We start from the raw sequence: 12,664 nt of genomic DNA, 5'->3' as shown, positions 1-12,664 counted from the left end.
GTTCATGAAAAAAGCCCTACGCGTACTCACCGCCGCTATCGCGTTAAGCGGCCTCAGCAGTCTGGCCGTTGCCGAAGAAGTGAAGATCGGCTTTTTGGTCAAACAAGCCGAAGAACCCTGGTTCCAGACCGAATGGGCCTTCGCCGAAAAAGCCGGCAAGGAACATGGTTTCACCGTGATCAAGATCGCCGTGCCCGACGGCGAGAAAACCCTCTCGGCCATCGACAGCCTGGCCGCTAACGGCGCCAAGGGGTTTGTGATCTGCCCGCCGGACGTGTCCCTCGGCCCGGCCATCGTCGCCAAGGCCAAAGCCAACGGCTTGAAAGTGATCGCGGTGGATGATCGTTTCGTCGACGCCAAGGGCAATTTCATGGAGGACGTGCCGTACCTGGGCATGGCCGCTTTTGAAGTCGGCCAGAAACAAGGCGCGGCGATGGCCGCCGAGGCGAAAAAACGCGGTTGGGACTGGAAAGACACCTACGCGGTGATCACCACTTTCAACGAACTCGACACCGGTAAAAAGCGCACCGACGGCTCGATCAAATCCCTCGAAGAAGCGGGCATTCCCAAGGACCACATCCTCACTGCCGCGCTCAAGACCCTCGACGTGCCCGGCAGCATGGACGCCACCAACTCGGCCCTGGTCAAGCTGCCCAGCGGCGCGAAAAACCTGATCATCGGCGGCATGAACGACAACACCGTGCTCGGCGGCGTGCGCGCCACCGAAAGCGCCGGGTTTGCCGCCGCGAATGTGATCGGCATCGGCATCAATGGCACCGACGCCATCGGCGAATTGAAGAAAGCCAACAGCGGCTTCTTCGGCTCGATGCTGCCAAGCCCGCACATCGAGGGCTACAACACCGCGCTGATGATGTACGAGTGGGTCACCAAAGGCACGCAGCCGCCGAAATACACGGCCATGGACGAAGTGACGCTGATCACTCGCGCCAACTTCCAGGAAGAACTGACCAAGATCGGGCTGTGGAAATGACCGGCGCGGCCTTGCGTTTCAATGGCATCGGCAAGGAGTTTCCCGGTGTGAAAGCCCTGGCGCAGATCAGCTTTGAAGCGCGGCCGCACTCGGTTCACGCGCTGATGGGCGAGAACGGCGCGGGCAAGTCGACGCTGCTGAAGATCCTTGGCGGCGCCTACATCCCGAGCAGCGGCAGTGTGCAGATCGGCGCGCAGACCATGGCCTTCAAATGCGCGGCCGACAGCATTGCCAGCGGCGTCGCGGTGATCCACCAAGAGTTGCATCTGGTGCCGGAAATGAGCGTCGCCGAAAACCTGTTCCTCGGGCATTTGCCGGCGCGCTTCGGCGTGGTCAACCGCCGGCGGCTGCGCGAGCAGGCGCTGGCCTGCCTCAAGGGCCTGGCCGATGAAATCGACCCGCAGGAGAAGCTCGGGCGGCTGTCCCTGGGCCAGCGCCAACTGGTGGAAATCGCCAAGGCGCTGTCCCGTGGCGCGCATGTGATCGCTTTCGATGAACCGACCAGCAGCCTGTCGGCCCGCGAGATCGACCGGCTGATGGCGATCATCACGCGCCTGCGCGACGAGGGCAAAGTGGTGCTGTACGTGTCCCACCGCATGGAAGAAGTGTTCCGCATCTGCGACGCGGTGACGGTGTTCAAGGACGGCCGCTACGTGCGCACCTTCGACGACATGAGCGCGCTGAGCCACGACCAGTTGGTCACCTGCATGGTCGGCCGCGATATCCAGGACATCTACGACTATCGCCCGCGCGCGCACGGCGACGTGGCGCTCAAGGTCGACGGTTTGCTCGGCCCTGGCCTGCGCGAGCCGATCAGTTTTGACGTGCGCAAGGGCGAGATCCTCGGCCTGTTCGGCTTGGTCGGCGCCGGGCGTACCGAGCTGTTTCGCCTGCTCAGCGGCTTGCAGCGCGCCACGGCGGGGCAGTTGGAACTGTGCGGCGAAAGCCTGAACCTGCGTTCACCCCGCGACGCCATCGCCGCCGGCGTACTGCTGTGCCCGGAGGACCGCAAGAAGGAAGGCATCATCCCGCTGTCCAGCGTGGCCGAGAACATCAACATCAGCGCGCGCGGTGCCCATTCCCGGTTTGGCTGGCTGCTGCGCGAGGGCTGGGAGCAGGGCAACGCCGGCCGGCAAATCAGCGCGATGAAGGTCAAGACCCCAAGCGCCGAGCAAAAGATCATGTACCTGTCCGGCGGCAATCAGCAGAAGGCCATTCTCGGCCGCTGGCTGTCGATGCCGATGAAGGTGCTGCTGCTGGACGAGCCGACGCGGGGCATCGACATCGGCGCCAAGTCGGAGATCTACCAGATCATCCATGACCTGGCGGCCAGTGGTATCGCGGTGATTGTGGTGTCCAGCGACCTGATGGAGGTGATGGGGATTTCTGACCGCATTCTGGTGCTGTGCGAAGGCGCCCTGACCGGTGAATTGAGCCGCGAACAAGCGGATGAAGCACGGCTGCTGCAACTGGCACTCCCGCGGATGCGGGCTTGAAGAATTCGAGGGCACAGGTATGTCTCAGGTAAAAACTGCAAAAGGCTTCTGGCCGGGTTTCAACCAGCGCAAGTTTCTCGATGACTGGGTGATGCTGCTCGCCGCGTTGGGCATCTTTGTGCTCAGCGCACTGTTTATCGATAACTTTCTCTCGCCGCTGAACATGCGCGGCCTGGGCCTGGCGATTTCCACGGTGGGCATTGCGGCCTGCACCATGCTGTTCTGCCTGGCCTCGGGGCACTTCGACTTGTCGGTGGGCTCGGTGATCGCCTGCGCCGGCGTGGTGGCCGGGATCGTGATTCGTGACACCGACAGTGTGCTGCTCGGCGTGTCGGCGGCCTTGGCCATGGGCCTGGTGGTGGGGCTGATCAACGGCATCGTCATCGCCAAGCTGCGCATCAATGCGTTGATCGCCACCTTGGCGACCATGCAGATCGTGCGCGGCCTGGCCTACATCTTCTCCAACGGCAAGGCGGTCGGCGTGATGGACGAGCGCTTCTTCGTGCTCGGCAACGGCCAACTGCTGGGCGTGCCGGTGCCGATCATCATTACCGTGCTGTGCTTTGTGTTCTTCGGCTGGCTGCTCAACTACACCACCTACGGGCGCAACACCATGGCCATCGGCGGCAACCAGGAAGCGGCATTGCTCGCCGGGGTGAATGTCGACCGCACCAAGATCATCATCTTTGCCGTACACGGGTTGATCGGCGCATTGGCCGGGGTGATCCTCGCGTCACGCATGACTTCCGGCCAGCCGATGATCGGCCAGGGCTTTGAGCTGACGGTGATTTCCGCCTGCGTGCTAGGCGGGGTGTCGCTCAGCGGCGGCATCGGCATGATCCGCCATGTGATCGCCGGGGTGCTGATTCTGGCGATCATCGAGAACGCGATGAACCTGAAGAACATCGACACCTTCTATCAGTACGTGATCCGCGGCTCGATCCTGTTGCTGGCGGTCATCATCGACCGCATGAAGCAGCGCTGAATGCATGCCATGTGAAGATCCCACATTTGGATCTCAACTGTATTGAGGTTCGGTATTTGCCATAATGCCGCTCGTTTTCGTACCACCACATAGGCCCGATATGCAGGAAACCGCCCACACCCCCGTCAAAGACGCCGCTCCCACCGGCACCCAGACCTTGCTGCGTGGCTTGGGCGTGGTGCAGGCGGTGGCGGCCGGTGCGCGGGATCTGAAAGAGATCGCCCGGCGCATCGGCACCACCCGCAGCACCACGCACCGCCTGGCCAGTTGCCTGGTGGAGGAGCGCTACCTGCGCGTGGTGCCGCAAGTCGGCTACCTGCTGGGGCCGAAGCTGATCGAGCTGGGGTTTCAGGCGCGCGAAGAGTTGCCGTTGGTGACCCTGGCGGTGCCATATCTGGACGAGTTGTCGGCGCTGACCGGCGACACCATCCACCTGGCGATTCGTGAAGACGACGACGTGCTCTATCTGCACAAGAACCCCGGTCGCAACGGTCCGGAAATGCGCTCGCGGGTCGGCCATCGCATGCCGCTGGCGCGGACTGGTATCGGCAAGGCGTTGCTGTTGGATGACAGCGTCGAAGAGTGGCAGCGCCTGTACGAAGTCAGCCATCCGACGGCAGGGAAAAACCTGCAGTGGCCGCAACACCCGGAGCAATCCTGGGCGCAATTCGAGCAGCGCATGCGTGAGTATGTGGTGGGCGGTTATGCGTTCGACCTGGAAGACAACGAGCCGTCGATCCGCTGCGTGGCGGCACCGGTGCGCGATGCCAGCCGGCGAATCGTCGCCGGCATCAGCATCGCCAGTACCGTGCCCTACATGCCGCTGGAGAAAATGGCCGAGCTGATTCCCGTGATCAAACAGGTCGCGGCGCGGCTATCTGCGCAGTTGGGCGCGAAGGCCTGATCAGGCCTTCAAGGTCGCCATGTCGATGACAAAGCGGTACTTCACATCGCCGGCGATCATGCGCGTGAAAGCCTCGTTGATCTGGCGGATGTCGAGCATTTCGATGTCGCAGGTGATGCCATGCTCGGCGCAGAAATCCAGGACTTCCTGGGTTTCGGCGATGCCGCCAATCAGCGAACCGGCCAGCATTTTACGGCCGAGCACCAGCTTGGCGGCGTTGACGGGCGGGTCTACCGGCTCGATTAGACCGACCAAGATATGCACGCCGTCAAAGCGCAGCACATCGAGGTAGGGGTTCAGGTCGTGCTGCACCGGGATGGTGTCCAGCAGGAAGTCGAAGTGCCCGGCGGCGGCTTTCATTTGCGCGGCGTCGGTGGACACGATCACATGATCCGCGCCCTGGCGCCGGCCTTCCTCGGCCTTGCTCGCAGAACGGGTGAACAGCGTGACTTCGGCGCCCATGGCCTTGGCGAACTTGATGCCCATATGCCCCAGGCCGCCCATGCCGAGAATCCCGACTTTATCGCCGGCCTTCACACCGTAGTGCTTGAGCGGCGAGTAGGTGGTGACGCCTGCACAGAGGATCGGTGCGGCGCTGGCCAGATCGAGCTTGGCCGGGATCTTCACCACAAAGTGTTCGCTGACCACGATGCTGTCGGAGTAGCCGCCCATGGTGTTGCTGCCATCCACCCGGTCCGGGGTGGCGTAGGTCATGGTCGGGCCTTCGAGGCAGTATTGCTCCAGGTTCGATTGGCAGGCGGCGCAGTGGCGGCACGAGTCGACCATGCAGCCGACGCCGACCAGGTCGCCGACTTTATGCGCGGTGACGTTGGCGCCGACGGCGCTGACTTTGCCGACAATCTCATGGCCCGGCATCAGCGGGTACACGGCGATGCCCCATTCGTTGCGGGCCTGGTGGATGTCGGAATGGCAGACGCCGCAGTACAGAATTTCGATCGCCACGTCATCGGCGCGCGGGCTGCGGCGTTCAAACGACAGGGGGGCGAGGGGAGTGGTGGCCGACTGGGCGGCATAACCGATAGCGGTGTACATGGGCAAACCTCGCAAAAGCAGTGACAAGTGAGGTGGGCCATTTTCCGCGCCGACCCCGCAGGCGACCATGGCGATTGCTCCGAGTCTCATGCCTATTCGTCCGGGAGTGCCTCTGGTTTGGATGCACGGGGCGCTCGACCTGCGATGATGCTCTCATCCCTTATTAGCGAAGTTTTTTGCCATGTTGTTGACCCGCCATCTCGACGCCAACGCCACCCTGGTTTCCTTGATCGAGAGGCTGACGCCCCGCGACGGTTTCTCCCCGACCCACCTGCCGGGTGTGCAAGTGTTGCGCGCCAGTTGCGACGTCGCGCGCGGGCCGCAGATCTATGAGCCGAGCCTGATGTTCGTCGCCCAAGGCAGCAAAGTCGCGTACCTGGGCCCGCGTACCCTGGAGTACGGCGCGGGGCACTACCTGATCCAGGCGATGCCGGTGCCGTTCGAATGCGAGACGTTCGCCCGGGCGCCCGGCGCACCGCTGTTGGGGGTAACGGTGGGGATTGATCGGGTGGTGCTGGGCGAATTGGTGATGGCCATGGGCATGCAGGCCGGGCCGCCGCCGACCGCGCAGACCTTGGAGTCGATGAGTTCGGTGGTATTGGATGACGCCATGCGTGGCTGCGTCGAGCGGCTGTTGCAATGCCTGCACGATCCGCTGGAAAGCCGGATCATGGGCCCGGCGCGGGTGCGTGAATTGTTGTTCACCGCGTTGCGTGGGCCCCAGGCGGATGTGTTGCGCGCGTTGGTGGAACAGCAGGGGCAGTTTTCACGAATCGCCACCTCGTTGAATCACCTGCACGCCCATTACGCCGAGCCGCTGAATATCGAGACGTTGGCAGGTTATGCGCACATGAGTGCGTCGACCTTTCATGAACACTTCAAGCGCTGCACTTTGTTGTCGCCGGTGCAGTATCTGAAGCGTTTGCGGTTGCTCAAGGCGCAGCAGTTGTTGCTGGTGGAAGGCATGGGCGTGGCGCAGGCGGCGCATAGCGTGGGGTATCAGAGTACGTCGCAGTTCAGTCGCGAATATAAGCGCTACTTTGAGCGCAATCCCGGCGAAGAGCGCGCGGCCTGATTCTCCCTGGCTCAACGGGATTAAAAATGTGGGAGGGGGCTTGCCCCCGATAGCGGTGGAACAGTCAGCACATCTATGGCTGAACCACCGTCATCGGGGGCAAGCCCCCTCCCACATTGAGTTGATGCCAGCCACAAAAAAGGCTCCCGATCTGGGAGCCTCCTGGGTCATGCAACCCTCTTACATATTCGGGTAAGTCGGCCCGCCCGCGCCTTCCGGCGTCACCCAGGTGATGTTCTGCGAAGGGTCCTTGATGTCACAGGTCTTGCAGTGTACGCAGTTCTGGGCGTTGATCTGGAAGCGCTTCTCGCCGTCTTCCTTGGTCACCACTTCATACACGCCGGCCGGGCAATAGCGCTGCGCCGGTTCATCGTAGAGCGGCAGGTTGGTGCCGATCGGGATGCTCGGGTCTTTGAGTTTCAAGTGGCACGGCTGTTCTTCTTCGTGGTTGGTGCCGGAGATGAACACCGAGCTCAGTTTGTCAAAGCTCAGCTTGCCGTCGGGTTTGGGGTAGTCGATCTTCTGGCAGTCCTTGGCCAGCTTGAGGCAGGCATAGTCCGGCTTGGTGTCGTGCAGGGTCAACGGCATCTTGCCGCCGAGGATATTTTGGTCGAACCAGTTGAAGCCAGCACCGATGATCGGGCCGAACTTGTGCATCGCCGGGCCGAAGTTACGCGTGGCAAACAGTTCTTCGTAGAGCCAGCTTGCCTTGAAACTGTCAACGTAGTTGGTCAGCTCGTCGCCGCCTTCGGCGTCCGCCAGCAGGCGCTCGGCCACGGCTTCGGCGGCGAGCATGCCGGATTTCATCGCGGTGTGGCTGCCCTTGATCTTGGCCACGTTCATGGTGCCCAGGTCACAGCCGATCAATGCGCCGCCCTTGAACACCATCTTCGGCAACGAGTTGATGCCGCCCTTGGCCAGCGCGCGGGCGCCGTAGCTGATGCGCTTGCCGCCTTCCAGGTACTGCGCCAGCACCGGGTGATGCTTGAGGCGCTGAAACTCATCGAACGGTGACAGGAAGGTGTTGCTGTAGGACAAGTCGACGATCAGGCCGACGACCACCTGGTTGTTTTCCAAGTGATAGAGGAACGAGCCACCGGTGTTCTCGTTGCTCATGATATCCAGCGGCCAGCCGGCGGTGTGGACCACCAGGCCTGGTTGGTGCTTGGCTGGGTCGATTTCCCAGATTTCCTTCAGGCCGATGCCGTAATGCTGGGCGTCGGCGTCGCTGTCCAGCTTGAAGCGCTGGATCAGTTGCTTGCCGATATGGCCACGGCAGCCTTCGGCGAACAGCGTGTACTTGCCACGCAGTTCCATGCCGGGGGTGTACAGGCCTTCTTTCGGGTTGCCTTCGCGGTCGACGCCGAGGTCGCCGGTGATGATCCCGCGCACCACGCCGTTTTCGTCGAACAGCGCTTCCTGGGCGGCGAAGCCTGGGTAGATTTCCACGCCCAGGTTCTCGGCCTGCTGGGCCAGCCAGCGGCACAGGTTGCCCAGGGAGATAATGTAGTTGCCTTCGTTGTGCATGGTCTTGGGCACAAAGAAGTCAGGCACCTTGGTGGCGGTGTTGCTGCTGCGCAGTACATAGATGTCATCGCGCACCACGGGGGTGTTGAGCGGAGCGCCGAGTTCTTTCCAGTCCGGGAACAGTTCGTTCAGGGCGCGTGGTTCGAACACGGCACCGGAAAGGATATGTGCGCCGACCTCGGAGCCTTTCTCGACCACGCAGACGCTGATTTCCTTACCGGCTTCGGCGGCCTTCTGCTTCAGTCGGCAGGCGGCAGACAGGCCCGCCGGGCCAGCGCCGACGATGACCACGTCGAATTCCATGTATTCGCGTTCCACAGGCTATCTCCTACTCAGGCTCACAGGCTTTTTTTCTAATGGGTGGAGGTTGGGTGTCGTCACCGTCATCGCTGCGCTCACTGGGCAGGCGGATGACCACCTTTCTCTCTAGGTGGCGCATTATATCTACACCACTCTCAGCGTCCAATACAAACGTTTGTTTGAATTGCTTGGAAGCTAGGTAAATCAAAGCAACGGGGCTTATGACTGGCCATTTTGCCGTATTGACCAGAATAGGCGTTCCGGTCAATATACGGTCGGTTTTGCGCTAGCCGTAGGCTGACTGTAGGTTTCAAGAGCACCTTTAAAGACAGGCGAAGGCGAAAAAGGCTGGCGCGTGCCCAATGCTGGCGCGCAGTTTACACGTCGCGATCATGAATGACCTCCCAGTCACCTCTGACGAACGGTCATCACTCTCTATCGCTGCGTCACTTGCCGAAGGTTTTGAAGGTGCCCTTGTGTGCCGATGAGCATCAACCGCCAGGTTCGCCTAGGCGACTTTCTTTTCACCGGAGAGTAACGAGGAATCCATGAAGGTTCTTGTAGCTGTCAAACGCGTTGTCGATTACAACGTGAAAGTTCGCGTCAAGGCGGACAATTCCGGCGTCGACCTCGCTAACGTCAAGATGTCGATGAACCCTTTCTGCGAAATCGCCGTGGAAGAAGCTGTACGCCTGAAAGAGAAAGGCGTGGTGACTGAAATCGTCGTGGTTTCCATCGGCCCGACCACTGCTCAAGAGCAGCTGCGTACCGCCCTGGCACTGGGCGCTGATCGCGCCATCCTGGTTGAGTCGGCTGAAGAACTGACCTCCCTGGCCGTTGCCAAGTTGCTCAAAGCCGTTGTCGACAAGGAACAGCCATCGCTGGTGATCCTCGGCAAACAGGCCATCGACAGCGACAACAACCAGACTGGCCAGATGCTGGCTGCACTGACCGGTTACGGCCAGGGCACCTTCGCCTCGAAAGTCGAAGTGAGCGGCGACAGCGTTGCCGTGACCCGCGAAATCGACGGCGGCGCGCAAACAGTTTCGCTGAAACTGCCGGCCATCATCACCACCGACCTGCGTTTGAACGAGCCGCGCTACGCGTCCCTGCCAAACATCATGAAAGCCAAGAAGAAGCCTCTCGAAGTGCTGACTCCGGACGCTTTGGGCGTTTCCACCGCCTCTACCAACAAGACCGTCAAAGTTGAAGCGCCGGCTGCACGCAGCGCGGGCATCAAGGTCAAGTCGGTGGCTGAACTGGTTGAGAAACTGAAAAACGAAGCGAAGGTAATCTAATCATGACTATCTTGGTAATCGCAGAACACGACAACAAGGTACTGGCTCCGGCCACCCTGAACACCGTGGCTGCCGCTGCGAAAATCGGTGGCGACATCCACGTGCTGGTTGTCGGTCAGGGCGCTGGCGCCGTGGCCGAAGTCGCAGCGAAAATCGCTGGCGTGAGCAAAGTACTGCTGGCCGACAACGCCGCTTACGCTCACCAACTGCCGGAAAACGTCGCGCCGCTGGTAGCAGAGCTGGGTGCTGGCTACAGCCACATCCTGGCTGCCGCGACCTCCAACGGCAAAAACATCCTGCCGCGCGTTGCTGCGCAACTGGACGTTGACCAGATCTCCGAGATCATCTCGGTCGAAAGCGCCGACACCTTCAAGCGCCCGATCTACGCCGGTAACGCCATTGCCACTGTGCAATCGAGCGCTGCGGTCAAGGTCATCACCGTGCGTGCCACCGGTTTCGACCCGGTTGCAGCCGAAGGTGGTTCGGCTGCCGTTGAAGCCGTCTCCGCTGCCCACGACGCTGGCCTTTCCAGCTTTGTTGGCGAAGAGCTGGCCAAGTCGGATCGTCCTGAGCTGACCGCTGCCAAGATCGTCGTTTCGGGCGGGCGTGGCATGCAGAACGGTGACAACTTCAAGCACCTGTACGCCCTGGCCGACAAGCTGGGCGCTGCGGTCGGCGCTTCCCGCGCGGCCGTCGACGCCGGTTTCGTGCCCAACGACATGCAGGTCGGCCAGACCGGCAAGATCGTTGCGCCACAGCTGTACATCGCGGTCGGTATCTCCGGCGCGATCCAGCATTTGGCCGGCATGAAAGACTCCAAGGTGATCGTGGCGATCAACAAGGATGAAGAAGCACCGATCTTCCAGGTGGCTGATTACGGCCTGGTGGCGGACTTGTTCGAAGCCGTACCTGAGTTGGAGAAGCTGGTCTAATCCAGTCGCTTCACTTATAAAGAGCCCGGTCTTGTGACCGGGCTTTTTATTTATCGGAGCACCTCGCCATGGAATTGCGCCCCTGGGCCGTACTGCTGGGTTTCACACTGTTGCTGCCGACCTTGTCGCTGGCCGCCGGCAAATGCGAGCGCCTGGTGGTCACCGGCAGCCCGGATGCTCCGCCTCTGCTCTGGCGCGACCCCCAGGACCCCACGCACCTGATCGGCGCCACCGCCGACATGCTGCAGCAAGTGGCCCAGGACCTTGGGCTGAAAATCGACCTGCTTTACGGCGGCAAGCGCTCCCAGGCCTTGGATGAAGTGCGCAGCGGGCGCATGGATCTGCTGGCCGATGCGCCGTTGAATCTCGGCGAGCTGGAAACCCTCGACTACATCCACCCGGCGCTGGTGCAGATCGACTATCTGGTCTGGACCCGCAAGGATTCGGCGCTGGCCTATACCACGGCCACTGACCTGCACGGCCACAAGGGCGCGGTGTCCGAACGGGCGCGGTTGAGCCACGACTTTGAAACCTTCGCCGCCCAGCAATTGACTCTGCAACGCCTGCCTGCCTTGACTCCTGCGTTCCAGAAATTGCTGCTGGGGGAAGTGGATTACGTACTTGCCGGGCGTTACTCCGGCATGGCCATGGCCGAGACCTTGGGCATGAGCAAAGACCTGATTGCCCACGACATACCCGTCGATCAGCCTGGCCTGTACCTGGCGATTTCCCACAACTCCGCGTGCAATGATCCATGGCTGCGCGGACAGCTGGCGAAAAAGATGACAGAATTGTCCGGGTCTGGTGTGGCGCAAGCTGCGCTGCAGCGCAATCTAGAGCGCTGGAAAGCGCAATTGCAACAACCTGTCGGCACCCCAACAAAGTAGGGATTTTCAGTGACTTTTCGACCTCTTTTAGCGGCCCTCGCCGTCGTTGCTCTGGCGGGATGTGCAGCCGATCCTGCGCCGAATGAACAAATACGCCTCACCCAGCAAGCCTTGGAACAAGCCAATGCCGTGGGTGCCAACCCCGATGAATCGCCTGAGCTGAAACTGGCCGAAGGCAAACTCACCCAGGCCCAGGCCGACATGGCCGACCGGTCCTACAAGGACGCGCGCATGCAGGCCGAACAGGCCGAACTGGATGCACGTCTCGCCGAAGCCCAAGTGTTGACCCGCAAGAGCCAGGAACAACTGAACGTGCTCAATACCCGTATCACCCGCCTGCGTAAGCAATTGCAGTTGGGAGAAGCCCAATGAGCCCGATGATCCGTGGTTTGAGTTGTATCGTGCTGCTGGGCAGCGCGGCCCTGGGCGGTTGCGCCAGCCATCCGAATGGCGAGCAGGCCCTGCAACAGGCGGGCAGCGACTTCCAGAAGGTCAAGGAAGACGCCAATGTGCTGCGCTTCGCGCCCAAGGACGTGATCCGCGCCGGAGAGTCCCTGGCCCGTGCCGATCGCTTGTCCAGCTACTGGGGCAGCGGCGCCGACGTGGTGCATTACGCCTACCTCAGCCGGCGCTACAGCGCGATCGCCCGCGAACACACCGAGCAGGCACTCAACCAGGAACACGGTGCCAAACTCGAACTGGAACGCCAGCGACTGCAACTGGCCCTGCGTGAAAGCAAGCTGATCAGCGTGCAGCAGCAAGGCAAATGGCTCGAAGAACAGATCGCCAGCCTGGCCACCACCCAGACCGATCGCGGCTTGGTGATGACCCTGGGCGACGTGTTGTTCGACACCGGCGAAGCCGAATTGAAAAACTCGGCCAACCGCACCGTGCTGAAAATCGTCCAGTTCCTGCAACTGAACCCCAAACGCATAGTGCGTATCGAGGGTTACACCGACAGCACCGGCGGCGAGCAGGAAAACCTCCAACTGTCCCGCGACCGCGCGCAATCGGTGGCCGATGTGCTGGTGGACCTGGGGATCGACGAAAAACGCATCCAGGTCGAAGGCTATGGCGACCAGTACCCCGTGGAGGCCAACGCCTCCGAGCGCGGCCGTGCGCAGAACCGGCGGGTAGAGATCGTGTTCTCTGACGCAAAAGGCCAACTCGGCGCGGCCCGCTAGGAGCCTGGCGCAAGCAAAATGTGGGAGGTGGC

12 protein-coding genes are annotated in these 12,664 nt (G+C 61.6%); 10 read left to right on the top strand and 2 right to left on the bottom strand.

The window, feature by feature from the left end; translation table 11 throughout:
- Nucleotides 1-4 precede the first annotated feature (4 nt).
- The 4 genes from P3S72_RS23160 (at nucleotide 5) to P3S72_RS23145 (ending at nucleotide 4,376) form a co-directional block, all read left to right on the top strand.
- Nucleotides 5-991 (top strand): substrate-binding domain-containing protein, encoded by a 987-nt coding sequence (locus P3S72_RS23160; RefSeq protein WP_276194384.1) that lies wholly within the window; start codon nucleotides 5-7, stop codon nucleotides 989-991.
- Nucleotides 988-2,487 carry an L-arabinose ABC transporter ATP-binding protein AraG gene (araG, locus tag P3S72_RS23155; protein WP_276197983.1) on the top strand — a complete coding sequence of 500 codons (1,500 nt, stop codon included), beginning with the start codon at nucleotides 988-990 and terminating at the stop codon, nucleotides 2,485-2,487. The genes P3S72_RS23160 and araG overlap by 4 nt, the downstream gene beginning before the upstream one ends.
- Nucleotides 2,488-2,506: 19 nt before the next feature.
- The gene (gene araH, locus P3S72_RS23150; protein WP_247408657.1) at nucleotides 2,507-3,472 is read left to right on the top strand and encodes an L-arabinose ABC transporter permease AraH; all 966 of its coding nucleotides are present in this window, start codon (nucleotides 2,507-2,509) and stop codon (nucleotides 3,470-3,472) included.
- 100 nt (nucleotides 3,473-3,572) lie between these two features.
- Entirely contained in the window at nucleotides 3,573-4,376 is an 804-nt protein-coding gene (locus tag P3S72_RS23145) for an IclR family transcriptional regulator (RefSeq protein WP_276194383.1), read from the top strand.
- Here the strand turns inward: P3S72_RS23145 and P3S72_RS23140 are convergent, their stop codons facing one another.
- A complete protein-coding gene (locus tag P3S72_RS23140; RefSeq protein WP_276194382.1) occupies nucleotides 4,377-5,429 on the bottom strand; it encodes an NAD(P)-dependent alcohol dehydrogenase in 1,053 nt (350 codons plus the stop codon).
- A 181-nt stretch (nucleotides 5,430-5,610) separates the two neighbouring features.
- Between P3S72_RS23140 and P3S72_RS23135 the strand changes: the two genes are divergently transcribed.
- Entirely contained in the window at nucleotides 5,611-6,504 is an 894-nt protein-coding gene (locus tag P3S72_RS23135) for an AraC family transcriptional regulator (protein ID WP_276194381.1), read from the top strand.
- 180 nt (nucleotides 6,505-6,684) lie between these two features.
- On the opposite strand, the gene P3S72_RS23130 is transcribed toward P3S72_RS23135, so the two are convergent.
- Complete coding sequence (locus P3S72_RS23130; protein WP_247406486.1) at nucleotides 6,685-8,349, bottom strand: electron transfer flavoprotein-ubiquinone oxidoreductase; 1,665 nt, start codon at nucleotides 8,347-8,349, stop codon at nucleotides 6,685-6,687.
- Between the two features lie 530 nt (nucleotides 8,350-8,879).
- Here P3S72_RS23130 and P3S72_RS23125 point away from each other — a divergent pair.
- From P3S72_RS23125 to P3S72_RS23105, 5 genes are all read left to right on the top strand, one after another.
- Nucleotides 8,880-9,629: an electron transfer flavoprotein subunit beta/FixA family protein gene (locus P3S72_RS23125; protein ID WP_253398123.1), complete on the top strand. Its 750-nt coding sequence runs from the start codon at nucleotides 8,880-8,882 to the stop codon at nucleotides 9,627-9,629.
- A 2-nt stretch (nucleotides 9,630-9,631) separates the two neighbouring features.
- Nucleotides 9,632-10,561, top strand: a complete 930-nt coding sequence (locus tag P3S72_RS23120; protein WP_276194380.1) for an FAD-binding protein — start codon at nucleotides 9,632-9,634, stop codon at nucleotides 10,559-10,561.
- A 68-nt stretch (nucleotides 10,562-10,629) separates the two neighbouring features.
- On the top strand, nucleotides 10,630-11,448 hold the full coding sequence (locus P3S72_RS23115; protein WP_276194379.1) for a transporter substrate-binding domain-containing protein: 819 nt from the start codon (nucleotides 10,630-10,632) through the stop codon (nucleotides 11,446-11,448).
- Nucleotides 11,449-11,457: 9 nt separating this feature from the next.
- Nucleotides 11,458-11,820, top strand: coding sequence for a DUF4398 domain-containing protein (locus P3S72_RS23110; protein ID WP_253398117.1), 363 nt, complete (start codon nucleotides 11,458-11,460; stop codon nucleotides 11,818-11,820).
- Nucleotides 11,817-12,632 (top strand): OmpA family protein, encoded by an 816-nt coding sequence (locus tag P3S72_RS23105; RefSeq protein ID WP_247402644.1) that lies wholly within the window; start codon nucleotides 11,817-11,819, stop codon nucleotides 12,630-12,632. Before P3S72_RS23110 ends, P3S72_RS23105 begins: the two co-directional genes overlap by 4 nt.
- The last annotated feature ends 32 nt before the right edge of the window (nucleotides 12,633-12,664 follow it).

Origin of the sequence: Pseudomonas sp. D3, assembly GCF_029320995.1 — a bacterium.
In the GTDB taxonomy this organism is placed as follows: Bacteria; Pseudomonadota; Gammaproteobacteria; order Pseudomonadales; family Pseudomonadaceae; genus Aquipseudomonas; species Aquipseudomonas paraveronii.
Note: the sequence above shows the minus strand (reverse complement) of the source record. Positions and strands in the feature narration are given on the sequence as shown.